This window comes from Actinoplanes sp. NPDC049599 (assembly GCF_044465625.1).
In the GTDB taxonomy this organism is placed as follows: Bacteria; Actinomycetota; Actinomycetes; order Mycobacteriales; family Micromonosporaceae; genus Actinoplanes.
The window spans coordinates 66,741-93,536 of record NZ_JBITLX010000022.1 but is presented as its reverse complement, the minus strand read 5'-3'; the positions used below and the strand labels follow the sequence as shown (position 1 = coordinate 93,536).

The window sequence follows — 26,796 nt, the reverse complement described above, 5'->3', positions numbered from 1 at the left end:
GGCAGGATCGACGGGTGGAAGACCGCAGGACCGCCGCCGCGCTGCTGGTGTTCGGGCGCGGCGTCAGCGTCGCCGGGGAGAGCTACACGCTCACCCCGGCCAGTGCCGCCCGGGTGCAGGCGGCCGCCGATTACACCGCCGCGCACCCGGGGGTCGGGCGCGTCATCTTCACCGGCGGCTGGGCGGAGGCCACCGAGGGTGCCGCGCCACCCCCGGCGGGTGGCCGGGAGGGCGACCTCATGCTGCGCGAGGCCCAGGCCGCGGGCCTCGACCGGTACGCGGACCTGCGCGCCGAGACCCGCTCCCGGAGCACCCTGGAGAACCTGCTGCACACCGTCGAGGACGGCCTGCTCGACGGGTACGCCTTCGACGCCGTCCACCCGCTCGGCCTGGTGTCGCACCACGCGCACCTGCCGCGGATCCGGCTGCTCGCCGCCCGGGTCCTGCGCCTGCCCGGCCGGGCCCTGCTCGACGTGCCGGCCACCGGCGGCGACACCCCGCTGCCGTGGCGCTCCGAGCGGGCCGCCCGGGTCATCGCCCGCCTGGGCTTCCTCGGCGCCCGTGACCCGGCCGCGCTGATGCGCCGGGAGCGCCGGATGGTCGCCTCCTTGCGGCGCGCTGAGCGGTTGCTGGGAAACCCGGCGGGGTAAGGAAGTGGCGCCACCGGACCACGGACGGGCCGGCGACGCTCACCAGGAGGAAACACGTGCAGGCAGCAAACCGGTCGATGGTCGTCCTCCTGCCGGTCTACCAGCCCGGACATCACCTGCCCACGCTGCTCACCGAGCTGCGCGCGGCCGCGCCGGGCTGCCGGTTCGTGATCGTCGACGACGGCAGCAGCCCGGCCGCCGCGGAGGTGCTGCGCCAGGCCGAGAACCTCGGCGGCACGGTGCTGCGTCACTCCCGCAACCGGGGCAAGGGCGTCGCGCTGAAAACCGGATTCCGGTACGCCGAGGAGCACCATCCCGGCGTCGACGTGATCTGCGCGGACGCCGACGGTCAGCACAGCGTCGCGGACATCGTGCGGGTGGCCGACCGGGTGGCGGCGACCGGTCACACCGTGCTGGGCGTGCGCCGGTTCGCCGAGAACGTCCCGTTGCGCAGCAAGGTCGGCAACACCGTCACGCAGGTGCTGTTCCGTGCCGCCACCGGCCGCGGGGTGCAGGACACCCAGACGGGGCTGCGGGCGTACCCCGGATCTTTGCTCTCCTGGTTGCAGACCGTGCCCGGCGAGCGGTTCGAATACGAGATGAACGTGCTGCTGGAGGCGGCCCGCGCGGGTCACGAGATCGAGCAGGTCGTGATCACCACGACGTACCTGGACGAGAACGCGTCCTCGCACTTCAGCGCGCTGAGCGACTCGGCGCGCATCTACTGGCCGCTGCTGCGGTACGCGGCGGCGACGCTGCTGACGCCGGCCCGGGCGACCCGCTGACCGCCCGGGGCCGGCCCCGCCTCAGCACCAGGTCAGCGTGGAGTTCGACCGGGTGACGTTGCTGATGGTGTTGTTGGTCCCGGTGCACGGGCTCCACCGGATGTTGGTGTTGCTGACCGTCAGGTTCTGGAACCGGATGTTCGACGACGGCGGGAACTCGGTGCGCGAGGAGATCCGCACCTCGCCGCCGCCGTTGATCGTGCCCGAGACCCCGGCCAGCGTGACGTTGTAGCAGTTCTCGACCAGCACCGCGTTGTTGCCGGTGTTGGCGATGTCGACCCGGTCGATGACCGCGCCGCCGCTCTCGGAGACGCAGAAGACGCCCCGGCCGCCGCCGCGGGCCTTGACGGTGCCGACCCGGATGTTGGTGGGGTAGCTGCTGCCGATCCGGCCGTTGCGGTTGGCCATCCGGAACGCGGCGTACCCGGTGCCGGCGCCGGCGTTGTCCGCGTCCACGGTGCCGACGGTGGCGTTGACCGTCTGGTTGAGCAGCAGCCCGGACTCGCCGACGTTACGGGCGGTCACGGTGCCGACGGTGAGCCCGTCGACGCCGTAGGTCTCCACCGCGTGCGAGCTGGCCCCGGAGACGTACGCGCTGTCCAGCCGGATGTTGCGCGAGGGCACGGTCTTGTCGCCGTAGTTGTCGATGCGGACCCCGAGCCCGCTGGACAGCCGCATGTCGATCTGGCCCAGGATCAGGTTGTTCACGCTGCGCATGAAGATGCCGTACAGCGGGGCGCCGGTGACGTTGAGGTGCGCGACCTCGACGTCGTGGGTGCCGCGCGAGTAGACCGGCGCCTGGTCGCCGGAGCCGGTGCCGGTCACGTTGATGGTGCCGCAGACGTCCAGCAGCGTGTAGCTGGGCAGGGAGATCCGCGAGTTCGCGCTGATCGAGCCGGAGCCGCGGACCACGACGTTCTGCTTGGCGGTCCGGCTCGCGGGCAGGCTGCTGATCGCGGCCTGGACGGCGGCGCGCATGTCGGTGCCGGTGTAGACGGTGCTGCTGCCGTGCCGGGCGGTCCAGGTGCTGCCGCTGAGCGTGGCATCGGCCTGATAGGACAGGGCGCCGCAGGCCGCGGCCGAGGCCTGGCTGAGCCCGATGACGGCGCCGGCGCCGGTCAGAGCGACCGTGGCGGCCGTGACCAGGGCGAGCCGCCAGCGTCTGCTCGGCGTCGTCAAGCGTGGGGAGGACATCACTGCTCCAAACTTTCGGGGACGAGGTGACACATCGCAGGTTTCCGAGGACCCCGGCGGCGGGGGACGGATCATTCGCCGCAGTCCACCGACCCGGTCACGCCGAGACCGACGGGTGCGCCGGCACGGCGATGCCGCCCGCCTCCGGAGGTGCAGGAAAGCGGTTTCCATCAACGGGCATCTATGTGACGAAGATGTTAACGGTCACACGCAGGCTGTCAAGAGTGTCCGGATTTGAACACGGTGAACGGCTCGCCGGCGGTCCACTATGGTCCCGGCATGGGAAGTCTCGTAGGTGCGATCATCGCGGCCGTCGCGGGCCTGGCCGGCGTCACCGCCGGAGCGCTGCTCAACGCCCGGCGCGAGCGGGGCCACTGGCTGCGCGACCAGAAGCTGAAAGCGGGGACCGACTTCATCACCGCCGCCCGCTATCTGATCAATCAGTACCGCCGGGTCGGCGAACAGGGCATGGACCAGACCCACCGGCGCGAGGTGCGGGACCGGATGCAGTCGGCCCGCTCGGCGCTGGTCCTGCTGTGCGCCGCCGAAACCGTGGCGGCGACCGCCAAGGTCAGCGCCAGGCTCTACGAGACCACCCCGGGCGAACCGCCGGCGGGAGCCGACGAGACCGAAGCCGTCTTCGCCGAACTGGTCGACCGCCTCCGCGCCGAGGTAGCCGGCCAACCCCGCCGAGGCCGCTGACAAAATCACCGCCGCCCCGGCCGTGACCCGCCGCCCCCGGCACCGTTGGACCATCGCGGAGCGGTGTTCCGCACGGCGGCGGGGGTACGGGGTTGAGCGGGGAACAGCTTGTCGGACCCGTGGTCTACGGTCGTCACGTGCCTGAACAGCCCGTCTCCGAGCCGGAAGCCGCCACGCCGCCCGCCGAGGCCGCGGCCGGCTCCCGCGCCGCACCGGAGCCCGCCGGCCCACCCCCGGCCGTGCCGGGCGTCCCAGGCCCGGACCCCGGCGTCCCGGACACGGCCGGTTCCGGACACCCGGGCCCGGATCCCGGCGGTCCGGATGCGGCCGGTTCCGGGCTCCCGGGTCTGGATTCCGGCGGTCCGGATGCCGCCGGGGCGGATCCTGAGCTGCCGGTGGTGGCCGAGGTCGACTCCGGCAAGTTCACGGTGCGGCTGACCAACTTCACCGGCCCGTTCGACCTGCTGCTGCAGCTGATCGGCAAGCACAAGCTCGACGTCACCGAGATCGCCCTGCACCAGGTCACCGACGACTTCATCGCCTACATCCGGGCGATGGGCGACGCCTGGGACCTCGGCGAGACCAGCGAGTTCCTGCTGGTCGCGGCCACCCTGCTGGACCTGAAGGCGGCCCGGTTGCTGCCCTCGGCCGAGGTCGAGGACGAGGACGACCTGGCCCTGCTGGAGGCCGGCGACCTGCTCTTCGCCCGCCTGCTGCAATACAAGGCCTACAAAGAAGCCGCGGCCGTCATCGCGGACCTGGAGGGGATCGGCGCCCGGCGCTGGCCGCGCGCGGTCACCCTCGAGCCCCGGTACGCCGAAGCGCTCCCCGACCTGGTCCTCGGCTTCGGCCCCGAGCGCCTGCTCAAGCTGGCCCTGAAGCAGTTCCTGCCCAAGCCCGGCCCGCCGGAAGTCTCGATCGCCCACATCCACCAGGTCCGCGTGAGCGTCCGCGAACACGCGACCCTGATCCGCGACCGCCTGCGCCGCGCGGGCAGCGCCACATTCAGCCTGCTCATCGCCGACTGCCAGAACACCCTCGAGGTGGTGGCCCGCTTCCTGGCCCTGCTGGAGCTCTACCGCGAGGGCCTGATCGACTTCGAACAACCGGTCTCGCTGGAGGAGATGACGGTCCGCTGGATCGGCGGCGACCAGGCCGAAGCCGACCTGGACATCGACGACTACGAGGGCTCACCCCCGGAGCCGGACACGGCCGCCACGGACCCGGACGACATCAACCTGGATGACCTCGACTCGGACCCGACCCCCGCGGAGTCGGCGGCAGCGGCCCTCGCCACCGCCGACGAGGACAACGAGGACGACGACGAGGACCTGGAAGTCGAGGACGTGGACTACACCGCGCTGGCAGACGCCGCCCTCGCCGGCCGCCGCGGAACCACAGACCGCAACGACGAGAACCCGGACGTGCCCGCTGCGGCGGAGTCGGACGTCATCGAGAGCGACACGCTCCGGGCCGGCGACGCCGTCGAGCCGGTGGATGCGGCCGACTCGACGGAGCCCGACGCTTTCGCGGGTAGCGCGTTCCCCGGCGGCGAGCCGGATGCCGTCGCCGGCTTGGAGTTGCCGGCGGGGGATGAGTCCCACGCGGCCCCGGCGGGTATTCCTGGGACCGGCCATCACACCGCAGACCGTGTTTCGACCGACGAGGAACAGTCATGACCGACGAGCGTCCCGAGTCCCTTGCCGCGCAGGCTGCTTCCTGGGTGCCGCCCTGGGAGCGGGCGCCACGGCCGCCCGACCCGGAGTTCGCGGCCAAGGTGCGCGCGGAGGAGGGCAGCGACGAGCCCGACCTCGGCGATGACGACGTCGAGGGCGCCGCCGCGGCAGAGGGGGTGCCGGCCGAGCTTCCGCCGTTCCCGGAGGAAGCCGGTGGGCCGCCGACCGTCGACGCGCCGCGGGAGATGCCCGGCGAGGAGGACCGGGACCCGACCGATGTCGGCGGCGGGCCGGAGCTGCCGCTGCCGGGCGCGATCGAGGAGGCCGCCGCGAACGAGATCGGCACCGCGCCGCTGGTCGACGCGCCGCTGGACGGCGACGACGCCGGGGACGTCTTCGACGCCGCGGCCGACGACGACGTCGAGGACGACGCGGACCTGGACCTGCCGTTCGAGGAGCAGGTGCCGGGACCGGAAGAGGACGACGAACCGGCCGCCGACGCCCCCGGCGCCGAGACACCTGAGGCGGCCACGACGCCGACCGTGCAGGCAATGGCACACGGCCAGGAGTCGACCGCCGCGCAGGCCGAGGCGGACGCGACGCCGACCGTGCAGGCACCGGCACACGGCCAGGAGTCGACCACCGCGTGGGCCGAGGCTGACGCGACGCCGACCGCCGAGGCGCTCCCAGCGGGCGGCGCTACCGCCGGTGATCGGGCTGCGGGCGCTCACGGTGGTGATCAGGCGCCGACCGCTGCTGCCGGTGATCAGGAGGCGGCGGCCCGGGGTGCTGCCGACGTCGAGGCCGCGGTGGCGTCCGGAGCTCTGCCGGGGCAGCCTGTGTCACGGGCGCGGCCGCGGTCCGGGATTCCCGCGCAGGGGCGTGGCAGCAAGGGTGGCGGTGCTGCGGTTGGGGAGCCGTCGACCCGTACCGTTGCGGAAGCGGAACCATCCGCCCTGGCCGCGCCGATGGCGGACGGTGAGTTGCGGGCGGCTCTGGAAGCGATTTTGCTGGTTGTGGACGAGCCGGTGGCGGAGTTGCAGCTGGCGCAGATCGTGGAGCAGCCGGCCGAGCGGATCGCTCGGATGCTGGAGGACATCTCGGCGCGGTACACCGCCGCCGGGCACGGGTTTGACCTGCGGCGGGCTGCGGGTGGCTGGCGTCTCTATACCCGGCCGGAATATGCCACCTATGTTGAGCGGTTCGTCTTGGATGGGCAGTCTGTGCGGCTTACGCAGGCCGCCCTGGAAACGCTCGCTGTAGTCGCTTACAAGCAGCCTGTGACCAGGTCGCGCATCTCGGCCATCCGCGGTGTGAACTGCGATGGTGTCATGCGTACGCTGAACACTCGCGGCCTCATCGAGGAATGCGGCACTGAGGGCGAGACCGGGGCATTCCTGTACCGCACCACGGCGCTGTTCCTGGAGAAGCTCGGCCTCAACTCGGTCGATCAGCTTCCGCCGCTGGCCCCTTTCCTACCCGACGACGTGGAAGAAGTGCTCGATGCCTCAGGCTGATCCGGATACCTCCGTGCGGCTGCAGAAGATTCTCGCCACCGCGGGAGTCGGATCCCGGCGTGCGTCTGAAGATCTGATCTTCCGTGGGCGCGTCACCGTGAACGGGCGGGTCGCCAAGCTCGGCGACAAGGTCGACCCCGCCAAGGTGGAGATCCGCGTGGACGGCGCCCGGATCGTCACCGACACCAAGCTGGTCTACCTGGCGATGAACAAGCCGCGCGGCGTGGTCTCGAGCATGGACGACGAGAAGGGCCGCAACGAGCTCGCCGACTTCCTCGGCACGTTCGAGCAGCGGATCTTCCACGTCGGCCGGCTCGACGCCGACAGCGAGGGGCTGCTGCTGCTCACCAACGACGGCGCGCTCGCGCACAAGCTGATGCACCCGTCGTACGGGATCGCCAAGACCTACCTCGCCGAGGTCGCCGGGCCGCTGCCGCGCACCGTCGGCCGCCGGCTGCAGACCGGCGTCGACCTGGAGGACGGGATCGCCAAGGTCGACACGTTCAAGCTGGTGGATGCCGTCGGCAAGACCGCGCAGATCGAGATCACCCTGCACGAGGGCCGCAAGCACATCGTGCGCCGGATGATGGACGAGGTCGGCCACCCGGTCTCCCGGCTGATCCGCACCGCGGTCGGCCCGATCCGGCTCGGCGACATGCGCCCGGGCGGTTTCCGCCGGCTGTCGAACGCCGAGGTGAGCGCGCTCTTCAAGGCCGTCGGCGACTGATGTTCGGCGGCCCGGCACAATAGGTAGTTGTTCGTCTTTCTGGTCTTGGAGGTAACGGTGGCGGAAGCAGTGCGGCCCGAGCGATGTGTGGTGGCCGTCGACGGTCCCTCGGGATCGGGCAAATCCACCGTTTCCCGGCGACTCGCCACCGCGATCGACGGCATCTATCTGGACACCGGCGCGATGTACCGCGCGATCACCTGGGCGGTGCTGCAGGCCGGCGTCGACCTGCAGGACGCCGACGCGATCACGAAGATCGCCCAGGAGACCAGCCTGACCATCGGCACCGACCCGCTCGCGCCGCGCTTCCGCGCCAACGGCACGGACGTCGACGCGGCCATCCGCGGGCCCGAGGTCACCGGCGCGGTCTCGGCCGTGGCCGCGGTCCCGGCGGTACGCACACAGCTGGTGCGCCTGCAGCGGGAGATCATCGCCGCCGCCCCGCGCATCGTCGTCGAAGGCCGCGACATCGCGTCCGTGGTCGCCCCCGACGCCGACCTGAAGGTCTACCTGACCGCCTCGGCGGCCGCCCGCGCCCAGCGCCGCAGCGCCGAGGACGCCACCGACGTGGCGGCCACCGAGGCCGACCTGAACCGCCGCGACCAGCTCGACTCGAGCCGCGCGGCCGACCCGCTGCGCCAGGCCGACGACGCCACCACGCTCGACACCACGGGCCTGGGCATCAACGAGGTCGTGGCGCAGCTCCTGAGCATGCTCAACAGCAAGGTGAGTTCGTGAGTGACTTTTCTTCCGAGGTCTCGGCCCTGGAATCCGCCCTGCTGCAATCCGTCGCCGAGGAAGGCCCGGTCCCGGTCGTCGCCGTCGTCGGCCGCCCCAACGTCGGCAAGTCGACGCTGGTCAACCGCATCATCGGCCGCCGCCAGGCAGTGGTCGAGGACAAGCCCGGCGTGACCCGCGACCGCGTGCCGTACGACGCCCAGTGGAGCGGCCGCCGCTTCACCGTGGTCGACACGGGTGGCTGGGAGCCGGACGCGCGCGACAGGGCCGCTGCTATCGCGGCTCAGGCGGAGATCGCGGTGCAGACCGCCGATGTCGTCATCTTTGTGGTGGACGCGATGGTCGGCGCCACGGACGTGGACGAGAAGGCCGTCCGGATGCTGCGCCGCAGCCACAAGCCGGTCATCCTGGTCGCGAACAAGGCCGACAACCAGAACATCGAGAACGAGACCGTGGCGCTGTGGGGCCTCGGCCTGGGCGAGCCGTTCCCGCTGTCGGCCCTGCACGGCCGCAACGCCGGCGACCTGCTCGACAAGATCCTCGCCGCGATGCCCCCGGCCCCGGCCATCATCGAGAACGCCCCCCGCGGCCCCCGCCGGGTCGCGCTGGTCGGCCGCCCGAACGTGGGCAAGTCGTCGCTGCTGAACAGGCTCGCCCGCGAAGAGCGAGCGGTCGTCGACTCGGTGGCCGGCACCACGGTCGACCCGGTCGACAGCCTGGTGGAGATGGACGACGAGGTCTGGCAGTTCGTCGACACCGCCGGCCTGCGAAAAAGGGTCAACCAGGCATCCGGTACGGAGTACTACGCGTCCCTGCGCACCGCCGGGGCCGTCGAGTCGGCCGAGGTCGGCGTAGTCCTGCTGGACGCCTCCGAAGTCATCAGCGAGCAGGACCAGCGGGTCCTGACCCAGGTGGTGGAGGCGGGACGCGCGCTGGTCATCGCCTTCAACAAGTGGGACCTGGTCGACGCCGACCGCCGGATCTTCCTGGACAAGGAGATCGACCGCGAGCTGAAGCGCATCCCCTGGGCGATCAAGGTGAACATCTCGGCCAAGACCGGCCGGGCGATCGACAAGCTGGCGCCGGCCCTGCGGAAAGCGCTGGACAGCTGGGAGAAGCGGATCCCGACAGGGGCGCTGAACCAGTGGCTGACGACGCTGACGCAGGCCACGCCGCACCCGGTGCGAGGCGGCAGGGCGCCACGGATCATGTTCGCGACGCAGGCGGGGGTGGCGCCGCCACGGTTCGTGCTGTTCACGACGGGGCCGTTGGATGCGGGATATCAGCGGTTCATCGAGCGGAAGCTCCGAGAGGAGTTCGGATTCGAGGGGTCGCCGATCGAAGTGTCGGTGAAGCCTCGGAAGAAGCTCGGACCTGGCGGTCGGGGCAAGGCCCACGGCTGAGGTACCTTCCGGCATGCCGGTGGCAAGCCGGTTGGGAGGCTGGGGTAGGGTTGTGGTGTTGCCGCGTTCTGGGGTTGTGGGACGTGGCATCGGGCTGTAGCGCAGCTTGGTAGCGCACTTGACTGGGGGTCAAGGGGTCGCAGGTTCAAATCCTGTCAGCCCGACTTTTTGGAACGTCTTCGCAGGTCACAGACTTGCGAAGGCGTTCTTTTTATTGATAGCCAACGATGCATAGTGTCGATTGACCCCTTTGCTAGGCGCTCGCGTGCATGAGCTTCCGGGCGATGTTTCCCAGTTCAGAGCCGCTTTTCTGGCAAGGTGACCGTTTCTGTAGAACCCTTGACTCGGCGTGCCTTTCCCGTTGCTGATCCATTCCGCCTGGCGGCGTCGCTAGGTGTTGCTGCAGGTCAGTGCGCTGTGTAAGCCGTTCGGGTGTACGGCCTTGAGGTCGCGGGGCAGAGGTATGACCCTTTGCTCGTGAGCCGGCACCGCACGGCGGCGGCGCTCCACGGTGGGATATGAGCACGCCGCTTGGTGACCCCTTGACTCGGGCGCTTGCGGCGCTGGTCAGCGACCCCTTGACTGGAGGCGGGCGTTGAAGATCGAGAGTCTGCTGGCGAGTGTGCGGGCCGAGGCGTGGGCGCTGCTGCTGAGGGACTGGGATCGGTCGTTGCGGGCCGGGAACCATCCGGAAACCACTCGGTACAACTACGTGCTCGCTGTGTCGCAGCTTGCCACCTTTCTCGGTGAGCAGGCGCCGGAGACTGAGGCCGCTTCGCACCCGACCCTGGTGGACGGCCGGCAAGTGGTGGCGTTTCAGGCGTGGGTGATCGAGACACGGTCGGCAAGTACGGGTCTGAACAAGTACAAAGCGTTGCAGCAGTTCTTCGGCTGGCTCGTTGCCGAGGGTGAGATCGAACGATCGCCCATGCTCGAGGTGCCTAAGCCGACGGCAGTCCAAGAGCTGGTCGAGGTCCTCAGCGACGAGGAGACCCGGCGAGTTCTCGAGGTTTGCCAGGGTGGTGGCTTCGTGCAGCTGCGTGACCAGGCGCTGGTGCGGATGTTCTACAACACCGGTGGGCGTCTGTCCGAGATAGGTGATCTGTTGCTGTACGACGTTGATCTGGATACCGACTCGGTCGTGCTGACTGGCAAGGGTGGCAAGCAGCGTCGGGTGCGGTTCGGCGCCAAGACTGCTGCTGCGCTTCGCCGGTATGTGCGAGCGCGCGGTCGGCGCCCGGGCGTGGTGGATCTCGACCAGTTGTGGATCGCCGCGAGGGGTGCCCGGCCGTTGAATTCGAACGGTATCAAGATCCGCCTCAAACGGTTGGGCGAGAGGGCTGGGGTTGAGCATGTGCACCGCGCAGAGGTGGCGGCACAGCTTCGCGCATGAGTGGAAGCTGGCCGGCGGCGACACCGGTGATCTCATGCTGCTGATGGGCTGGTCGTCGGAAGAGATGCCGCGCCGCTACGGTGCCAGTGCCGCTGCTGAGAGAGCTCAGGCCGCCCATACCCGGCTGGGCATTGGCGAGCGCGTCTGATGACGTGTGTTGCTACCGCCAGTTTCCCTGGTCGCGCGATGTCGTTCCCCACCACCGCGTCGTGCTGCTATCGCCACGACGAGAGGACGGAGGCTACTTCTTGAGCGGCGTTCAGCATTACGCGGACTCGGCGGTGAGGTACTTGTCGAGGCGGGCCATCGCCTCCTTGGTATGCGCGGCCTGTTCGTCCTGCGACATCCGGACGTAAGCGAGAGATGATGCGCATTGCTCGCGAAGGTCGTCTCGGTCGAACCAGCGCAGCGGGTGTCGTGGGTCGGCGGTGTCGTAGATGCCCTGACCGTGGGCTTCCATGACGAGGAGGTCGTGGCGCCGGTAGTCGTGAGCCTCGTCGGGAGGAAGTAGGGCGCCTAGCAGCTGGTCGCGCCAATCCTCGATCAGCTCTTCATCTTCGTAGTCTTCGTTGTCGGTTTCGCCGTTCAGGCCTGGGTACATGTCGAGCGCCGCGCCTACAGTGGGCGGTTCCGAGTTCATGATGACGATGGATAGGGCGTATTCGTCGGCCAGACATTGAGGGTGGGGGATCCGTCCCTCGCCGAGTTCATCGCCGACGCGCATGATGCGCTCGCCCATGCGGACCAGCCAGTGGTTGTTGACTTGGGTGAGGGCGAGCTCGGGCAGGTCGCGGAGAAGGTCGACCTCGCGGATGGAAGCTTCTCCCTTGAGGAAAGCGGGGAAGCCGCAGCCGAGGGCGTGTTCGGCCAGGAACTGCTTGTTGGTCATGGGTGCGAAGTCGGAGAACACGACCGTGAGGTGTAGTTCCATCGCGTCGGCGGCGGTGAGGGGATCGCCGGTGAAGGCGGCGTTGAAGAACTGGACGGTCCTGCTTTCGTCGGCGTCTGCCTCGACCGCCGATTCTGATCCCATCAGCTGCTGGAATTCGGTCAGGCTGAGGCGTAGCGCGCGGGCGAAGCCGCGGACATTCTCGGATTTGAAACCGTCGAGGTCGGCGGCGGTTTCGAGGCGGCGCCAGGTCGCGATGGAGACTTCGGCTCGTCTGGCGGCTTCTTGCTGGGTGAGCGACAGCTGGGTGCGCCGCTCGCGTACGGGGTTGGTGGCTGACGCCGACATGGAACCTCCTGTGAGCGCTCGGCGAGTACTCAAGGAGGTTAGCGCTCATTGGGCGCTCACGCAAAGCAGGTGCTCCAGGTTCGCCGCCTTGGGCAGCGACACGGTGCCCAGCTGAAGGGTGTAACGGATGCACAGCTGCGGGACGCTCACCTCGTACCTTTCGGCCATCGCCGGTGTGCAGCGGCGCCACAGTGGTGTCGTCTGCGTGGTCCCATTGCCGGAGAGCTGCCCGGCGGCCGGATCGAGGAACAGAACCGGGCCAGGTTCGCCGGCCGGGCCGGCTGGTTGTCTCGACGCAGATGAGAAGGGCTCCCCGTGTCGTCGACGGGAGCATGGAGATGCCGGCGAGGCCCGCGGATCGGGCAGGTCGTCAGGCGGTCACCTGTGGGACGTTGACAATCGGTCGGCATTGGCGAAGGCGCCTGGGCGGGGCCACATAGAGCGGCCCCGCCCATAGCGCTCGCGCGGAGAATTACCGGCCGACGAGGGACGTGTGGTGCTCGTTGTAGCGGTTGCCCTGTACTCCGATGCGATCGGCGAGTGCGTTGAGGTCGGCGAGGTCGTCGGCGGACAGGGGCACCTCGGTCGCGGCGGCGTTCTCCTGGACCCGGTCCAGGCGCCGGGTGCCGGGGATAGGCACGATCGCCGGATGTTGGGCAAGCAGCCAGGCGAGAGCGAGCTGCCCGGGTGTGGCGTCCTTGGCTCGGGCCAGGGCGGTGATGTGCTCGACCAGGGCCTGGTTGGCGGCGCGGTTGTCGGCGGCGAACCGCGGGATGCTCGCGCGGATGTCACCGGTGGGGAACTCGGTGGCGGTGACGGTACCGGTGAGGAATCCCTTGCCGAGCGGGCTGAACGGGACGAACCCGATGCCGAGTTCGGCACAGGTGGGCAGGACCTCGGGTTCGGGATCACGGGTCCACAGCGAATATTCGCTCTGTACTGCGGTCACCGGGTGCACGGCGTGGGCGCGGCGGATCGTGGCCGCGGCGGCTTCCGAGAGGCCGAAGTGGCGGACCTTGCCGGCCTGGACGAGCTCGCCGACAGCGCCGGCGACGTCTTCGATCGACACATCTGGGTCGACGCGGTGCTGGTAGAACAGGTCGAGCGTGTCCACTCGCAGCCGGCGCAGCGACGCGTCGGCGACCCGCTTGATCTGTTCGGGCCGGCTGTCGAGCCCGACCGACTTGCCGCCTTCGATGCGCCACCCGAACTTGGTGGCGATCACGACCTGGTCACGTAGGGGAGCGAGGGCCTCGCCGACGAGCTCTTCGTTGATGTACGGGCCGTAGACCTCGGCGGTGTCGAAGAAGGTGATGCCCTGGTCGACCGCCCCGCGCAGGACGGCGATCATGGCGTCGCGGTCGCCCGGGTTCGGTCCGTAGCTCTGGGACATGCCCATGGCGCCCAGGCCGATGGCCGAGACCTGGAGGCCTTGGCCGAGGGTTCGTGTGTGCATGGTGTCTCCTTCGATGTGGATGGGCGGAGCGAGCAGGGGCATCTCAGTAGAAGAATTGGGAGTTGGGCCCAGCGGGAGCCAGGGTCAGGTGTAGGCCAGGAGGCTGCCCGCGACCGTGACACCCGTCGACGCCGTCAGGGAAATGACCGCGGCGGTCTGGGCGGGCGCAGGCGCGGACCGAGCCAGATCCCAGTCTGACACTGTGCGGTAGGTGCGCCGGTGGAAGATCAGGACGTTCAGACCCGCGAACAGCAGGAGGCCGAGCTTCCATGGCGCGCTGCCGCGTTCAGCGATGAGGGTCGCGCTGGGCAGGAACATGAGGATGCCGGTGACTGCTGCGATCATGAACCCGATCCGGGACAGCGGGAGGAGGTAGCCGGCCACGGTGGTCACCCGCAATTGCTGCCGGCCGAGTCCCAGCAGCCGAAGATCGAAGGCGGCGGCCGGGCCGATGAGCAGGGCGATGCCGATGATGTGGATGCTGCCGAGCAAGGGATACAGGTAGGCGGTACCCCGGATGGCTTCGGCCAGTGGGCCGCCCTCGAGCCAGGAGAGGAAGTCGTCCATCACGCTCACGCTCGCCGCGAGCGGGCCCGCAGGTAGAGCATCGCGCCCATCACGCCGACTGCCAGGACGACGCCGGCTACGACCCACACCAGAATCGGAGACGTATTCTCTGCCTCGTCCGCGGCAGCCGTCGCGTCGCGTTCGGGGTACGGAACCGGCAGCGGCCGCGCCGGCAGTTCACTGCCGAGCACCTGGTTGATCGGCTGCCCGTCCTCGACCCAGAACACGACCGGACGGAACTCGTCGTCGTGACTGCGGCCGATGTAGCCGACCGCTTCGACCCGCTCGCCGTCGACGAGCGGACGGTCGAGACCCCACCGTCCGGCGTAGCTCGGCGGTGCGATGACGACGTCCAGCTCGGCACGGGAACCGCTGTACGACGGGGCGTCGTTGATCGGCCCGCTGTCTTCGGGAGCCTGCAGCTGCTCAGGCAGGGCCAGTTCGGGGGTGTCGGCGGGGCGATCGCTTTCCAGGGTCAGCCTGAAGTAGGAGTGCGGGTCGCTCCAGCGGACCTGCGAGACGGTGCCCGCGATGTAGTAGGGACGGTCGGTGTCGAAGTCGTCGAATCCGTGGTGAGCCTGCGCGGCGTTGGCCGGGACCACGATGAGCGTCACGACGACAGCGAGGAAGGCTGCCGTCGGCCTGCGGGCAGGGAGTTCCTGACGATGGGTGTACCGGCAGGGCACCTCACCTTCTGCAGTCAGGCGGTGACGGCACCGCGTTGGCCAAAGGTTCCCTGTCAGTACACCCCTTCATAGAGACTTCCAGCCTCTGGGCGGCAGCGAGTTCACTGAACCGCAGGCCGGTCGACCGCCCGGGCCGTGACCCAGCCCTCCGGCCGGGCAGCAGAAGCCACCAGGTAATGGACCGATCAGCTCACCCCACACCATGGAGGTGCCATGCCAGCCACCCGCAGCGCCATTTGTGCCGCGCTGTTGACAGTCCTCGGGCTGACCGCCGGATGCGGTGACGATGGGCGATCCACTTCGACGTCGCCCAGCAGCGCGCAGAACCCACCGACCACCGAGCCGGCTGCATCGCGGTCGAGTGCCCCGCCCAGCGGTACCGCCGCTTCGTCCGACCAGGGAGAGCAGATGAGAATTCAGATTGCCATCGGCGATCAACGTTTCACGGCCACGATCTTCGACAGTGCCGCCGGCCGGGACCTCATCGCCCAGCTACCGCTGAGCATCGACATGACTGATCACGGCTCGGTGGAGAAGACCGGGCCACTGCCCGCACCGCTGTCGCTGGCCGGCCAACCGGACGGTGCCGACCCCGATGTCGGAGACGTCGGGTATTACGCACCCGGCAACGATCTCGTTCTCTACCACGGCGACCAGTCGTATTACCCCGGCATCGTGGTGCTGGTCCGCCTGGACGGCGACGCCGCGAGCCGCATCGCCGGCATGGACGGCGCCATCACCGCGAACGTCGCCGCCAGCGCCGGCCGAACGGAGGCGGCCCGGCCGGTCCGGCCGAGCCGACAACATCGCCTCGACCGTGCTCCGGCTGTGCCGCCCCGGCTTACGCGCCGAACCATCCGCGTGGCGTCAGAGAGTTTCCTGCGCAGCCCCGGCCGGCGCTGACGGGGCCGCGCCGGAGCCGTCCTTCTCCGGGCAGTCCCATCCTTGCGCTGCGCCGGCGTCACTGCCGTCGGCCGGGACGGCCGGACTGCTGCTGACGAACACCGGCACGGCCGGCTCCGCTTGCTGCGGGCCTGCGGCCAAAGCCGTGCCGCCGATACCGGCCGCGACAGCAGCGGCCCCACCGGCCACCGCGATACCGATGACGGTCCTGATACGCATGGTCGACTCCTGACTGGTGAATGGGTTTCTGCCACCAGTCAGCCAGACCGATCCGAAAGCCGGCCGAAACAGCAAGGACCGCTCTTTCGCTTGTACCGCAGGCCTTTCCGCCAATTTTCGCCAACGTCCGATCGGATGAACGACATGCGTATGACATTGTGGGCCGGCACCGCGGCGGCCCTGCTGCTGACGGCTACCGTCACCGCCTGCAGCGGTGACGATTCCGGTACGGTGCCCGCCGCGGTCGCCACGACGACGGCATCGAGCAGCCCGTCCGCGGCCCCCGACCTGGGCGCCGCGGAAGAAGTGGCACGGGGCTTGGACGTACCGTGGGGCCTGACCTTTCTGCCCGGCGGGGACGCGCTGATCGCTGAGCGCGACACCGCACGGATCCTGCGCCTGACGCCCGGCGGTAGCGAACCCCGGCAGGTCGCTGAGGTCCCCGGCGTCGCACCGGTCGGCGAGGGCGGCCTGCTCGGCATCACCGTGTCCCCGGACTTCGCCACCGACAACCTCGTATACGCCTACTTCACGGCCGCCGACGACAACCGCATCGTCCGGTTCCGTCTCGACGGTGGCGGCGCCGACACCGAGGTGGTCTTCTCCGGCATCGCCAATGCCAGCGACCACAACGGCGGCCGCATCGCGTTCGGCCCCGACGGCATGCTCTACGCGGGCACCGGGGACGCCGGGGACACCTCCCGCGCGCAGGATCCGGGCAGCCCCAACGGCAAGATCCTGCGGCTGACCCCGGACGGCGACCCGGCGCCGGGCAACCCCACGGCGGGTTCGCCGGTCTACAGCCTCGGGCACCGCAACGTGCAGGGGCTGGCTTGGGACGCCGACGGCCGGCTGTTCGCCACCGAGTTCGGTCAGAACGAGATCGACGAGGTCAACCTCATCCGGGCCGGCCGCAACTACGGCTGGCCCGCCGTCGAAGGCGACGGCGACGATGCCAGCGGCCGCTACACCAACCCCCTGGTCACCTGGCCCGTACGCGACGCTTCACCCTCCGGCGTTGCTATCGGCGGTACGACGGCGTACGTGGCCGCCCTGCGCGGGGAACGGCTGTGGACGCTGCCGTTGAACGGCGACACGATCGGGGAGCCGGCTGCCCGGCTGCAGGGGCAGTACGGCCGCCTGCGTACCGTGCAGGTCGCACCGGACGGCGCACTGTGGGTCACCACCTCGAACACCGACGGCCGCGGCGACGTCCGCGACGGCGACGACCGGATCCTGCGCTTCCCCGCCCGGTGACCACGTCTGCACCCGCGAGTGTCCCGCCGACGCAACGGGCTCCGTGAACTGTCACCGCGTGCTCCCCGGTTCGTCACCCGTTGGAGGTGATCGATCTCGGTGGCGACGTCACCGACGCCGGGCTGGTCCTGGGGCTCTGTGCCTTCCTGGAGAACCCCCTGATGCCGGCCCTGGGCTGGCTGACCACCCGCATCCGGCAACGAACACTGCTGCTGACCGGCGCCGGCTGCGGTTTCGCTTACACCTTGCCGGCGTCGGTGGCCCCCGGCGTACCGCTGCTGGTCGCCGGCCAGGTCCTCGGCGGTCGCGTGCGGCTTGCCGCGTCCCGGTGAGCACCAAACGTCACGTGCTCAGGCGGCTGGGGGCATGTCGTCGGCGAAGACCCGGAACTCGTCCGGGTGGGTGTGCAGGTGCCAGAGCCGGCCGGCGAGGACGTCCGGGTCGTGGGTGGGATGCCCGGGCTTGATCGCACCGGGGATGATGAGCTGGCCGACCTGGATGGACTCGGACGCCAGGGTGTCGTGCAGCATCCGGGCGTAGGCGGCCTCGCCGGCGAAGGCGATCGAGGTGCCGGCGACCTTCGGATTTGGGCGGGCGCCGGAGCCGCCGTTGGCGAACAGGATCGATCCGCGGCCGAGAGTCCGCATGCCGGGCAGCACCTGCCCGACCGCGGTGACCGGACCGTAGACGGAGAATTCGATGGCGGCGGCCAGGTCGTCGATGGTGGTTTCCAGGACCGGGCGCAGGAACTCCGGCTGCGGGATCGGGCTGTACTCGAGAACTTCGATCGGCCCGAGGTCTTGGGCGGCCCGGTCCAGGGCGGCGGTCAGCGATTTCGGGTCGCGGACATCAGCGGCGTACCCGCGGGCGTCGAGGCCGTCGCCGGTCAGGTCGGCGGCGAGGTCGTCGACGTGCTGCTGGTTGCGGGAAAGAAGAGCCACAGCGAATCCCTCAGCCCCGAATTTGCGGGCGACGGCGGCGCCCAGGCCCCGGCCCGCGCCGATGATGGCAATGGTTGTCACGGTTTCTTCTCCAGATTCGCGTAATAGCGCCATCCGCGGCGGCGCTCAGGCACTTTGCTATCCGCGGTCATGCCTCAGGTCAGCGGTTGGTGAGTCGCTCGTCGGCAGTGTCGGCCTGGTTGGTGGCGGCCCAGGAGGCGAGCAGGCGCAGCGCGTCCTCGGTGGGGGAGGCGGGCTCCGCGGCGTACAACGTCATGGTCAGGTCGGGCTCGGCACGCAGGTCCATGCTTTCGTAAGCGAGTTCGAGGTCGCCGACGGCGTGGTGGTGGAAGGTCTTGACGCCGGTGCCGTGGGTGCGCACGTTGTGCGACCCCCACCGCCGGCGGAAGTCGTCGCTGCGGGTGGACAACTCGCCGACCAGATCATGCAGGCCCTTGTCATGAGGGTCTTTGCCGGCGGCGGTGCGCAGGTTCGCGACGGTCATGTCGGCGGCCAGGTCGAAGTTCGGGTAGAAACGGCGCGCCGCGCTGTCCAGGAACGTGAACCGGCCGAAGTTCGGCGGCCGGGTGGGATCGGCGTACACGTCGCTGTACATGGCCCGGCCGAGGTGGTTGGCGGCGAGCAGGTCCTGGCGGTTGTTGACGACGATCGCCGGGCCGGCGGTGATGGCGTCCAACGACCACTGCAGGCTGGGCCGAACCTGCCACTGCTTGGGCCGGCGGTGCGGGCGCAGGATGGCGTTGCTGCCGTCGGCCTCGTGGGCCAGGCGCATCAGGTGGGCGCGTTCGGCGTCGTCGAGTCGCAGGGTGCGGGCGATCGCCTCGAGGACACCGGGGGAGACCCCGGCGAGGGTGCCGCGTTCGAGTTTGGCGTAGTACTCGACGCTCATCCCGGCCAGGGCGGCAACCTCGCTGCGGCGCAGCCCGGGCACGCGGCGCTGCCCGGAGGTGGGCAGGCCAGCCTGTTCCGGGCTGATTTTCGCGCGGCGGGTGGTGAGGAACTCGCGGACCTCGGCTCGGTTGTCCATGCCCTTGACGGTACGACGACCACGGTTGCGGTGGGATGCCCTGCGAGTACACCTATCGTCAGAGCGTCCTTCTCGCGTGACCGTGCGGGTGTCTTGGATCAGGACCAACGGAACTGTCATGTCGCCATCCCGGAATCGATGGAGGATGTACTGCCGGTACACCCATCGTCGGTGACTTCCTGGCCGCCAGGGACACGGGTTTGCTGACGGGGTGACCTCAATGACGTCTGTACCCGCACCGCCCGTCGCGCGTCGCCCGGTCGCGTTGACCTCCGGGCTGATCGCCACGGTGATCTTCCTGACCGCTATCGCCCCGCTGGCCACCGACATGTACGCGAGCTGAGTGCCTCCTACTCGGATGTGGAGGTGGACCGGCTGACCGAAGGCTGGAACATCGAGGCCTACGATGCCGTGCGGGCCGGTGTGCCGGTCTACATCGAGGCGTTGTCGGCCGACGATCTCGGCACCCGGATCTACGCCGCTCAGTTGCTGGCGTACTTCCCGGAGGACGCCGCGGCAGTGATCGCGGCGCTGATCCCTCTGATCGGCGGGGAGAATCCGGTCATGGCGTCGGCTGCCGCGGTGGCTGCCGGGATTTGCGGCCGTGGCCCCGAGGACCCAGCCGCGGCGGCGGCGATCACGGCTCGCTGGGAGCGTGCCAAGAATCTGGCTGAGCGGTGGGCCACGGCGATCGGCCTGGCTCAACTGCTGAACCACCCGGGCCGGGACATCATGGCCGACGTCGAGGCCGCTACGCAGGCGCCGGCCCCGGTGCCGCATTTCCCGTTCCTGGACGGTGACATCGCGGCGGTTGCGGCCTACACGATGGACCGTCTCGAGGACAAGCACACTCTCCCGTCCGGCCCCTGGTCGGACTGACCGCTCCCGGGCGCCAGGCTCCTTTCCAGGGCTGGTGTATTTCCTCGGCGCACGGCCACCTCAGTCAGCCTCGCGGCGGGCCTGGGTGGCCGGGCTCGCCCTCTACTTCGCCGTGGCGCGAGGCCGGCTGGCTGCCACTGCTGGTTACCGTCGGCGGCTGCCTGGCGCTGCTGTTCCGGCGCGGGCATGCGGTCCTGCGTGGTGCCTGAACAACGGCTGCGGTGGGAGTGCCTCGCCGGCGCCTGCCTCAGCCGGTCGCGCGCACCGCGACGGAGTCGACGAGGAACTCGGCTCCACCGGCGGACGCGGCGTACAGGACGACCTCGTTCACCGGCGGCCGGCCGCTGGCCGCGACGAGTCGTTCCCACCGCCCGATCGTCGAACTCATCACGTCATGGCCGGTGCTGCCGCCGTTGCCTGACCCCAGCACCACACTGCCATGGACGACGTAGACCCAGGCTTCCGCCTGCGCGGCCGACGGACCCGTGTCGTTCGCACCCCATTGCTGCACGAGACCGCAGCCGCCGGCACCGGTGGTGATCCGCAGCATCCAGCCGGTGCCGCCCGGGCGGGTGGTCGGCTCGACCCGGGTCGTCGTGGTGGTGGCCGGGTTGTTCCATAGGGTCCAGTTCTCGGCAGCGGAGTCGCCGGGCACACCGGCGCCGGTGAGCTGTCCGGGTGGTCGGCGGCGGGCAAGGGTGACATCACCATTGCGGACGAGATTGGTAGCGCTGGCGGGCGTGCTGAGGATGTCGAAGCGCAGCCCGGATGCGGCCTCCCCGGCGCCCGGGCGGCGCGCCCGGGCGCGCCAGGCCCGGCGGGCCCCGGCGGAGCGGGTCAGGCGGCTGACCCGGCTGATGCGGGTGCCGGTCGCTTCCTCGTCGGCGAGCCGGGTTCCGTTCCCGTGTGGGACGAGGTGGCCCGCGACTCCTTCGTCCGACACGTTGACCGCCCCCGGTGGCAATTCGGCGAACACCAGCTCGGTGACGCCTCCTGGCGCCGGTTCGGCGAGCAGCGGGTACCAGTGGTCGGGCAGTGCAGTGCCAAGGCGGTACGCGGCCACCTCGCCCGGCTCATAAGTGGGATCGGTTGCCGGGCGCAGCCGCACCCAGCGTCGGTTGCGGTCCACCTCGGTGCCGTCGTCGTCGCGTACCGTCAGCTCGACGACCCAGCCCAGGTTCGCCATCTCGTCGCGGGCCACCAGCACGTCCTCCAGCACCGGGCCTTCCAGTGGTGGAGCGCACGGTGGGAAGAAGACGCGCAGGCCGAGGGCGGCGTCGTGGGGAAGCGGCGTCGCCGGGGTCAGTTCCCACATCCGCCACGGGCTGTCCGGGCCGTCCTGAGCCGCGGCGGATTGCACAGCTGTCGAGGTGCCGAAGGAGTCCGTCACCTGGAGCCGGTCGATCATGGTTGCGCCGGGCGGGACGTCGACGGGGACGAGGAACCAGTCGTTGGAGTAGGCGTGCGCGAAGGTCGCGAGCAGCGCGTGTGCCGGGTCTGTCGCGGCGATCGCGTCCAGGTTGACGTCGCCACGCTCGAATGCCCAGAAGCGAGGATTCGGCATACCGGCGAAAGTCACCGGAGCCGGCCGGACCAGGCGGGACGGGGACGGTGACGGTGACGGCTCGGACACGGCCGTCGCCAGCGCCGTACGGTCCATCGAGTGCCAGTCCAGCCCGGTGCCGTCGTAGTCGTGGAGGGTCAGCTGGACGGCACCCGCTGCAAGCCGCGCCGTCGCGGCGGCCGAGTAGCCGAGACGGGTGGCGTCCCAGCGGGGTGGAGCGCTGTCGCCGCTGTCGTCGAGGGCGCACGCCGCACGCCGGGTCCAGGCGTACCAGGAACGCAGACCGGTCTCCAGCTGCGGGTCGGCGGCCACGTCGATGCCGGGCAGCACGGGAAACACCCCTGTTCCATCCTCGGCGAGTGCGGTGGACAGCCGACCGGCCAGCTCAGCGGCGTCCGGGACGCGCCCGGTGTACGGGTCGACCGCGGCCGAGCTGGTGACCGGTTGCAACGGAAAGGCCTTCGCCAAGGCGATACGCACGGTAAGGACGCGGCCGGCACCCATCCCGGAGTCGCGCAGGAAGCGGGTCAGCTCATTGGCCAGCCGTACGCGGGACGCGGTGTCGAGAAGCGGGACGACGGCCTGGGGTTCGGCTTCGATGTCGGGCTGGGTGAACCCGCCGTCCAGTTCGACGGGCACCGTGGTGACCGCGATTTCGACCTGTACGGGATCGCCGCCGTCGGTGGCGACGAGCCCGCGGGTCTGCCATTGCCGGGCCAGGAACCAGACCGGGTCGGACACCGGCGCGGACAACGCGAGCGCCTGTTCGGTCGCTGTGGTCGCCGTCGAGCGCGGGCGTAGTGTCGTGGGCATTCAACCTCTCCTCAGTCGTGCAGCTGGACACAGGAGGTGGGCACCAGTTCGGCGGCGACGGCTCGGTCACCGGCCAGCGCGATCGTCGAGCGCACGGTGTCGAGCAATGTGTCCAGCGCCCAGGTGTCCGGCCCAGGGCCGGTGGCGTCGGGCGTGACGGCTACGAGGATCGCGTGCGGCGGGCTGGCCGTCGGCCGGTCGTAGTGGAAAGCCAGGGCACTGTGGATCTCGGCGTCAGGAACGGTCTGCGTCCAGCTGTCGAGGGCCAGGCCGGTGACGGTTCGGCTGGCGTCGGCGCGCCCGACCATCACCACGTCCACCACGCCTGGCGGCGGAGCGTCACTGTCGCCTGCCCAGGGCGTACCGGTGTCGGCGCCGAGGTGTGCGGCCCGGACGTCGAGGACGGCGTCGGCACCGAGGGTCTCCGCCATGTCGTAGGCGCGTAGCAGTGCCGCCACGGCCGGCCGTACCCGGGCGTGGTCGTGCAGCCAGGCACGAACCGTCGCCGGGTCACCACCGGACACGGCGCTCAGCGCCGGGACGCTCACCGGGATGAGCAGCGGCAGGGCGAAGCCGCAAAGGTCCGCCGCCCGCTGGCGCGCGTGCGCCATGGTCGTCGCCGGGTCGTCGGCGGCCCCGATCGGTCCCGCAGCGATGCGGGCGCTGAGGCGGGCATGCGCGAGCTGCGCCTGGGCGATCAGCGTGGCGACCGGCGGGATCCCCTGGTCGAATGCCGGCACTGCTTCGGCGATGCCCAGCGCGGCCGCGGCCAGCAGAGAGGTGGTGAGCGCCTCCGGCTCCCGAGCGTTCCGTAGCTCGGTCAGGACGCCGGACACCATCGTCTCGACGGCCTGGAGTCGGCCCAGTACGGCCGTGGCCGCGAACCCGTCGATGGGGGCAGCCTCGGTGGGAGGCGTCAGGTCGGCCGGGCTCAAGGACCGGGCGGAGGTGAGCAGGCCTCGGACGGCGTCCGCCGCGGCGGTGAGGTCCCCCAGCGAGAGGACGCCTGGACCGGGCGGCGCGGTGTCCTCCGATGCCTCGAGCCTGACCGTCCCGGTGAGTGCTTCGCCGCCCAGCACGGCAGCCCATTCCTTTCGGGCGACCAGGGCTGCGCGGGCACGCGTCTCAGCCGGGTCGGCCGACAGCCGTACCCAGTCGAGGGGTCCGAGGCCGAGCCGGTCGGCGGTGAACGTCAGCGCCGGCCCCGTAGCGCCGGTCACCGGGTCGAGCCTTCTGGCGGTGATGTGAACGCTCGATGGCGCGGGCAGCAGCCGGCTGACCCAGGCGTCGAGGGCCGGGTCGGCCGTTGCCGGCGCTCCGGTCGGGGTAGCCGACCACGCGGGCGCCGGTTCCGCTCCCGTCACGGCGAGCACCCGGTGCGTGATGTCGTACCCGCCGAGGGGGTGCGGACGACGTCGAAATGTTCGGGCACGGCTCCGGTCGTCGCGATGTCGAGGGCGGCGCCGGAACGGGCGGTGTTGCCGTTCACCAGGTGGTGCACGCCTTCGGCGGTGATCAGGTCGGCGATCGCGTCGACCAGGTCGTCGAGCCGGGCCAGCACCTCGGCCAACGGCGGGTGGTCGGCGTCGGCGGTGACGGCAGGCAGGATCATCTCGGCATCGAGCGGGGCGTCGGCGGGGGTGGCGCGGAACGGGATGGTGGCCAGGCTCCAGTTCTGCGGTTGCGCGTTCAGCCCGGCACGGTAGCGTCCGCGTAGCGCGAGCCCGTCGACCGTCGCGGTGAGCGACGTCGATGTACTCGCTTGGCTGAGCCGGTTCGCGAGTTCGTCGGCGACTGCCTTCGTGGCCGCGTCGAGGGCGGCCTTCGCGGCGGCGAGGTCGTTGGCCGAAAAGAGCGCGGCGATGGTTTCGGCCTCGTGCTGCGCCGAGGCTGCGATGGCGGCCGGCCCCTGGGCGACAGCCGTCGCTGCATGGGCGTTTTCCGAGGCAGTGAGGGCGGCAACAGCGGCCGGACTGGTCGTCGCGGCCGACAGCTCGGCCTGACGGGCCTTCGCGGACAGAAACGCCCGGCTGGCGGCGGCCCGCTCGGTGGCCCACCGGGTCGTGGCGTCGTCGTCGGCAGGGTCACCGACTTCGATATCGAAGTAGCCGTCCGGCCCGCGCACCCGGCGCCGCGCCACTTTGGCCCGCGGTCGCTGGGCGGTGACGGCGGCGAGAGCCGATTCGAGCGCGGGGATCTCTCTCGTCACCGTGTCGAGTTCCCGCATCATCTGCCAGTAGGGCTCGGCCACCACATCGGCGGCAGCCTGCGCCGAGACCGCTGCCCGCAGGACCGCGTCCGCCGCCTCCGCGGCGTGGGCGGCGGCGGTTGCGGCCTGCTGCAGGATGGTCAGCTGCCGCTGGGCAACGGCAAGCTCGGAGGCGGCCCGGTGGCGAGCTTCCTCCTGGCGTTGCAGGCCACTGCCGGTGCTGAATCGAGTGAGCTTACGGAAAGCAGACAGATAGCGGCTCAGACCTGCGTCGGCGAGGTCCCGCTCGAACCGATAGCCGAGCACGGCCCCCAGAGCCTGCCCGCCGCGCACAGCCGTCAGCACCCAACGGGCCGCCCGGATCCGGCGTGAGGAAAGGTCGATGGCGAGGGTGCCGCCGTCACCGCCGCCGGCCGTCTCCAGAGCCTGGCGCTGCCCGAGATAACCGGCCCGCAACACGGCCGCGGTCGCCGCCTGTCCCAGCGACGGTGCATGCACGTGCCCGGAACTGCGGTCATCGGTGCGCGCTGCGACGTCACTGACGTAGCCGTAGGCACCGAGTGCCGAACCGGCTCCGGCGCTGCGCGAGGCGACGAGGCGCTCGGCAGCCACCGCGGTGATCCAGGCGTCGGTCCGGTGCGAGAGGGCATCCAGATGGGTGGTCACCGCGGCGGCCAGCTGGTCAAGCCCCGCCTCGGACCGGGCGGCGGCGGCGAGGGTGCTCAGTGCGGCATCGACGGCGCTCGCCTGCTCCGCCGTGGCTCGCCTCTTCGCCATCACGGCGATCCGGGCGAGGAGGACGTCTGGTAGTGCAACGTCCGTCAGGTTGGCCGAGGCTGTCGCGGCGATCGTCTCCAGATAGGTTCCGGCCTGCCCCACGAGGCCATCCCGGCCCGTGTAGTCGTAACCGTCGCCGGACCAGGAGAGACTGCGGGCCGATTCCACCAGCAGGTCCAACAGCGTCGACTCGTCGTCGGCGGTGACACGCCGGGCGACGGGTGGATCGGCGACCGTACGGGCCGGATCGACGTCGACCGGCGCGGCGTGTGAGGCCGCCCAGGCCGCCAGCAGCGGGGCCACAGCGGCCCCCGCCTCCCCGGCCGCGGACGTCCAGCGGGCGGGCACGCTGGCGGGCAGGACACCGTACGGCTGCGGGCCGACACGCAATGCCGGCGCCGGGCCGCCGGGGGTGACCAGTGCCCAGGCAGCCGGGTCGCCGACGGCGCCGGACACCGGGCCGTCTGCAGCCAGCCCGGTGAGCAGCCGGACGGCCGACGGCAGGTCGACGCGGGACACGGAGGCCCCGGCAGTTCGGGAGAGCCGGGACGGATCCACTCCCAGCAACTCGGCGAACTGAGCGCCGCCGGAGCCCTTCGGCGGGGTTGGTGCTTCGGTGAGCAGGGCCGCGGCCACTTCGACGTCGTGCTCCGGGCTGAACGTCGAGCGGGCGGCGTCGGTGTTGTTCGTCGCCGTCTGGTCGGTCGTCAGTTCGACGCCGACCGTGAAGGCGTGTTCGTCCAGCAGGTCGGCGAGAGAGCCGCCAGAGGTGCGCACGCCGACCGCGACGAGCTCGTCGATCGTCGGCGCGCTGGGCGGCACGGTCACCATGACTCCCATGCCTGCGGACTGGGCGGCGGCGAAGTCAGCCGTCCAGTCCAGGGCGCCCGCCCCGCTCCAGGGTGTGATGGTGAGCGCGTCGGCGTCGATCGGAGTGCCCCAGGTGACGTACTGCGGCGGCGAATCGGCGGGCGCCGTGTTCACTGGTTGCCCGGCCGCGTAGGCGACGACGGCGAACCTGTCGGGTAGCAGCTCAAAGCGCACCGCGACGCCGGTCCAGGACCCGTCGCGGGTCTGCGGCGTGGGCTGCGCCGGGTCGCTGCCGCGCACGATCCAGGCAGCCCGGTACGGCCCGACCGTTCGTACGAGGTCGACCCACGCCTGGTCGGCGTGTCCGGCCCCACAGGTCGTCCAGTAGGCGGTGGCGGCGGCGGTCTCCGCGGATGTGAGTCGAGGATCGTGGTGGGTGGTCGAGATCTGGTCCGGTTGGATGCGCACCCGCAGCGTGCCGCCGCTCCAGCTGGTGTGCAGACCGACCGGCAGCAGCGTGACCGGTATCGAGTTCCGGGGCCCTGACAGCAGCCGGGCTGTGGCCGTGTCGCGTGCCTGGTCCCGGTCGGCGAGCACGTCGGTGTCGACGGCGATCGCCGCGTCGGCGGCGATCGCCTGGCGGGA

General features: G+C 70.6%; 24 protein-coding genes, 1 tRNA gene and 1 pseudogene. 15 read left to right on the top strand and 11 right to left on the bottom strand.

The features are described 5' to 3' along the window. Nucleotides 1–14 precede the first annotated feature (14 nt). On the top strand, nt 15–650 hold the full coding sequence (locus tag ACIBQZ_RS31105; RefSeq protein ID WP_396092380.1) for an ElyC/SanA/YdcF family protein: 636 nt from the start codon (nt 15–17) through the stop codon (nt 648–650). Nucleotides 651–706: 56 nt separating this feature from the next. Beyond that, nucleotides 707–1,435 carry a glycosyltransferase family 2 protein gene (locus tag ACIBQZ_RS31100; protein WP_396092379.1) on the top strand — a complete coding sequence of 243 codons (729 nt, stop codon included), beginning with the start codon at nt 707–709 and terminating at the stop codon, nt 1,433–1,435. Between the two features lie 21 nt (nt 1,436–1,456). On the opposite strand, the gene ACIBQZ_RS31095 is transcribed toward ACIBQZ_RS31100, so the two are convergent. After that, nucleotides 1,457–2,629, bottom strand: a complete 1,173-nt coding sequence (locus ACIBQZ_RS31095; protein WP_396092378.1) for a hypothetical protein — start codon at nt 2,627–2,629, stop codon at nt 1,457–1,459. 279 nt (nt 2,630–2,908) lie between these two features. On the opposite strand from ACIBQZ_RS31095, the gene ACIBQZ_RS31090 reads away from it, so the two are divergent. From ACIBQZ_RS31090 to xerC, 8 genes and pseudogenes are all read left to right on the top strand, one after another. Continuing rightward, nucleotides 2,909–3,331 (top strand): hypothetical protein, encoded by a 423-nt coding sequence (locus ACIBQZ_RS31090; protein WP_396092377.1) that lies wholly within the window; start codon nt 2,909–2,911, stop codon nt 3,329–3,331. A 239-nt stretch (nt 3,332–3,570) separates the two neighbouring features. Next, nucleotides 3,571–4,635 (top strand): annotated as a pseudogene (locus tag ACIBQZ_RS31085) (segregation and condensation protein A); the annotation flags it as partial. 923 nt (nt 4,636–5,558) lie between these two features. Further along, the gene (gene scpB, locus ACIBQZ_RS31080) at nt 5,559–6,524 is read left to right on the top strand and encodes an SMC-Scp complex subunit ScpB (protein WP_396092438.1); all 966 of its coding nucleotides are present in this window, start codon (nt 5,559–5,561) and stop codon (nt 6,522–6,524) included. Continuing rightward, nucleotides 6,511–7,251, top strand: a complete 741-nt coding sequence (locus tag ACIBQZ_RS31075; protein WP_396092376.1) for a pseudouridine synthase — start codon at nt 6,511–6,513, stop codon at nt 7,249–7,251. Before scpB ends, ACIBQZ_RS31075 begins: the two co-directional genes overlap by 14 nt. 57 nt (nt 7,252–7,308) lie before the next feature. Beyond that, nucleotides 7,309–7,989, top strand: coding sequence for a (d)CMP kinase (gene cmk, locus ACIBQZ_RS31070; protein ID WP_396092375.1), 681 nt, complete (start codon nt 7,309–7,311; stop codon nt 7,987–7,989). Next, a complete protein-coding gene (der, locus tag ACIBQZ_RS31065) occupies nt 7,986–9,392 on the top strand; it encodes a ribosome biogenesis GTPase Der (RefSeq protein ID WP_396092374.1) in 1,407 nt (468 codons plus the stop codon). Before cmk ends, der begins: the two co-directional genes overlap by 4 nt. 90 nt (nt 9,393–9,482) lie before the next feature. Then, nucleotides 9,483–9,556, top strand: a tRNA-Pro gene (locus ACIBQZ_RS31060). Between the two features lie 431 nt (nt 9,557–9,987). Further along, nucleotides 9,988–10,785, top strand: a complete 798-nt coding sequence (gene xerC / locus ACIBQZ_RS31055) for a tyrosine recombinase XerC (protein WP_396092373.1) — start codon at nt 9,988–9,990, stop codon at nt 10,783–10,785. 265 nt (nt 10,786–11,050) lie between these two features. On the opposite strand, the gene ACIBQZ_RS31050 is transcribed toward xerC, so the two are convergent. The 4 genes from ACIBQZ_RS31050 to ACIBQZ_RS31035 all read right to left on the bottom strand — a co-directional run bounded on the left by ACIBQZ_RS31050 (nt 11,051) and on the right by ACIBQZ_RS31035 (nt 14,659). Continuing rightward, on the bottom strand, nt 11,051–12,022 hold the full coding sequence (locus ACIBQZ_RS31050; protein ID WP_396092372.1) for a helix-turn-helix domain-containing protein: 972 nt from the start codon (nt 12,020–12,022) through the stop codon (nt 11,051–11,053). Between the two features lie 472 nt (nt 12,023–12,494). Further along, nucleotides 12,495–13,478: an aldo/keto reductase gene (locus ACIBQZ_RS31045; RefSeq protein WP_396092371.1), complete on the bottom strand. Its 984-nt coding sequence runs from the start codon at nt 13,476–13,478 to the stop codon at nt 12,495–12,497. Nucleotides 13,479–13,562: 84 nt separating this feature from the next. Continuing rightward, complete coding sequence (locus ACIBQZ_RS31040; protein WP_396092370.1) at nt 13,563–14,045, bottom strand: hypothetical protein; 483 nt, start codon at nt 14,043–14,045, stop codon at nt 13,563–13,565. A gap of 5 nt (nt 14,046–14,050) precedes the next feature. Then, the gene (locus tag ACIBQZ_RS31035) at nt 14,051–14,659 is read right to left on the bottom strand and encodes a DUF6152 family protein (protein WP_396092369.1); all 609 of its coding nucleotides are present in this window, start codon (nt 14,657–14,659) and stop codon (nt 14,051–14,053) included. Nucleotides 14,660–14,944: 285 nt separating this feature from the next. Here ACIBQZ_RS31035 and ACIBQZ_RS31030 point away from each other — a divergent pair, with 285 nt between their 5' ends. Next, nucleotides 14,945–15,634: a cyclophilin-like fold protein gene (locus tag ACIBQZ_RS31030; protein ID WP_396092368.1), complete on the top strand. Its 690-nt coding sequence runs from the start codon at nt 14,945–14,947 to the stop codon at nt 15,632–15,634. Here the strand turns inward: ACIBQZ_RS31030 and ACIBQZ_RS31025 are convergent. Next, nucleotides 15,599–15,928 (bottom strand): hypothetical protein, encoded by a 330-nt coding sequence (locus tag ACIBQZ_RS31025; protein WP_396092367.1) that lies wholly within the window; start codon nt 15,926–15,928, stop codon nt 15,599–15,601. The two genes, ACIBQZ_RS31030 and ACIBQZ_RS31025, sit on opposite strands and share 36 nt — an antisense overlap. A gap of 60 nt (nt 15,929–15,988) precedes the next feature. On the opposite strand from ACIBQZ_RS31025, the gene ACIBQZ_RS31020 reads away from it, so the two are divergent. Continuing rightward, nucleotides 15,989–17,110 (top strand): PQQ-dependent sugar dehydrogenase, encoded by a 1,122-nt coding sequence (locus ACIBQZ_RS31020; protein ID WP_396092366.1) that lies wholly within the window; start codon nt 15,989–15,991, stop codon nt 17,108–17,110. A gap of 86 nt (nt 17,111–17,196) precedes the next feature. Beyond that, nucleotides 17,197–17,442 (top strand): hypothetical protein, encoded by a 246-nt coding sequence (locus ACIBQZ_RS31015; protein WP_396092365.1) that lies wholly within the window; start codon nt 17,197–17,199, stop codon nt 17,440–17,442. 18 nt (nt 17,443–17,460) lie between these two features. Here ACIBQZ_RS31015 and ACIBQZ_RS31010 read toward each other — a convergent pair whose 3' ends face one another. After that, on the bottom strand, nt 17,461–18,132 hold the full coding sequence (locus ACIBQZ_RS31010) for an SDR family NAD(P)-dependent oxidoreductase (RefSeq protein WP_396092364.1): 672 nt from the start codon (nt 18,130–18,132) through the stop codon (nt 17,461–17,463). Between the two features lie 79 nt (nt 18,133–18,211). Further along, nucleotides 18,212–19,099 (bottom strand): helix-turn-helix transcriptional regulator, encoded by an 888-nt coding sequence (locus tag ACIBQZ_RS31005; protein WP_396092363.1) that lies wholly within the window; start codon nt 19,097–19,099, stop codon nt 18,212–18,214. 220 nt (nt 19,100–19,319) lie between these two features. Between ACIBQZ_RS31005 and ACIBQZ_RS31000 the strand changes: the two genes are divergently transcribed. Beyond that, complete coding sequence (locus ACIBQZ_RS31000) at nt 19,320–19,442, top strand: hypothetical protein (protein WP_396092362.1); 123 nt, start codon at nt 19,320–19,322, stop codon at nt 19,440–19,442. A 23-nt stretch (nt 19,443–19,465) separates the two neighbouring features. After that, nucleotides 19,466–19,978, top strand: a complete 513-nt coding sequence (locus tag ACIBQZ_RS30995) for a hypothetical protein (RefSeq protein WP_396092361.1) — start codon at nt 19,466–19,468, stop codon at nt 19,976–19,978. Nucleotides 19,979–20,225: 247 nt separating this feature from the next. Here the strand turns inward: ACIBQZ_RS30995 and ACIBQZ_RS30990 are convergent, their stop codons facing one another. Genes ACIBQZ_RS30990 through ACIBQZ_RS30980 form a run of 3 tightly spaced genes read right to left on the bottom strand, consistent with a single transcriptional unit; the run spans nt 20,226 to nt 26,748 of the window. Beyond that, entirely contained in the window at nt 20,226–22,355 is a 2,130-nt protein-coding gene (locus tag ACIBQZ_RS30990) for a hypothetical protein (RefSeq protein WP_396092360.1), read from the bottom strand. Between the two features lie 11 nt (nt 22,356–22,366). After that, nucleotides 22,367–23,719 (bottom strand): hypothetical protein, encoded by a 1,353-nt coding sequence (locus ACIBQZ_RS30985; protein WP_396092359.1) that lies wholly within the window; start codon nt 23,717–23,719, stop codon nt 22,367–22,369. Continuing rightward, the gene (locus ACIBQZ_RS30980; RefSeq protein ID WP_396092358.1) at nt 23,716–26,748 is read right to left on the bottom strand and encodes a hypothetical protein; all 3,033 of its coding nucleotides are present in this window, start codon (nt 26,746–26,748) and stop codon (nt 23,716–23,718) included. Before ACIBQZ_RS30980 ends, ACIBQZ_RS30985 begins: the two co-directional genes overlap by 4 nt. Between the last annotated feature and the right edge of the window lie 48 nt (nt 26,749–26,796).

What these genes read in the sequence shown, in the direction of transcription:
- ACIBQZ_RS31090 (WP_396092377.1), top strand. Translation starts at nt 2,909, where the DNA reads ATGGGAAGTCTCGTAGGTGCGATCATCGCGGCCGTCGCGGGCCTGGCC.
- ACIBQZ_RS31045 (WP_396092371.1), bottom strand. Translation starts at nt 13,478, where the DNA reads ATGCACACACGAACCCTCGGCCAAGGCCTCCAGGTCTCGGCCATCGGC.
- ACIBQZ_RS30990 (WP_396092360.1), bottom strand. Translation starts at nt 22,355, where the DNA reads ATGCCCACGACACTACGCCCGCGCTCGACGGCGACCACAGCGACCGAA.
- scpB (WP_396092438.1), top strand. Translation starts at nt 5,559, where the DNA reads ATGGCACACGGCCAGGAGTCGACCGCCGCGCAGGCCGAGGCGGACGCG.
- ACIBQZ_RS31005 (WP_396092363.1), bottom strand. Translation starts at nt 19,099, where the DNA reads ATGGACAACCGAGCCGAGGTCCGCGAGTTCCTCACCACCCGCCGCGCG.
- ACIBQZ_RS31075 (WP_396092376.1), top strand. Translation starts at nt 6,511, where the DNA reads ATGCCTCAGGCTGATCCGGATACCTCCGTGCGGCTGCAGAAGATTCTC.
- ACIBQZ_RS31050 (WP_396092372.1), bottom strand. Translation starts at nt 12,022, where the DNA reads ATGTCGGCGTCAGCCACCAACCCCGTACGCGAGCGGCGCACCCAGCTG.
- ACIBQZ_RS31095 (WP_396092378.1), bottom strand. Translation starts at nt 2,629, where the DNA reads ATGTCCTCCCCACGCTTGACGACGCCGAGCAGACGCTGGCGGCTCGCC.
- ACIBQZ_RS31030 (WP_396092368.1), top strand. Translation starts at nt 14,945, where the DNA reads ATGCCAGCCACCCGCAGCGCCATTTGTGCCGCGCTGTTGACAGTCCTC.
- ACIBQZ_RS31020 (WP_396092366.1), top strand. Translation starts at nt 15,989, where the DNA reads ATGAACGACATGCGTATGACATTGTGGGCCGGCACCGCGGCGGCCCTG.
- ACIBQZ_RS31000 (WP_396092362.1), top strand. Translation starts at nt 19,320, where the DNA reads ATGACGTCTGTACCCGCACCGCCCGTCGCGCGTCGCCCGGTCGCGTTG.
- ACIBQZ_RS31040 (WP_396092370.1), bottom strand. Translation starts at nt 14,045, where the DNA reads ATGGACGACTTCCTCTCCTGGCTCGAGGGCGGCCCACTGGCCGAAGCC.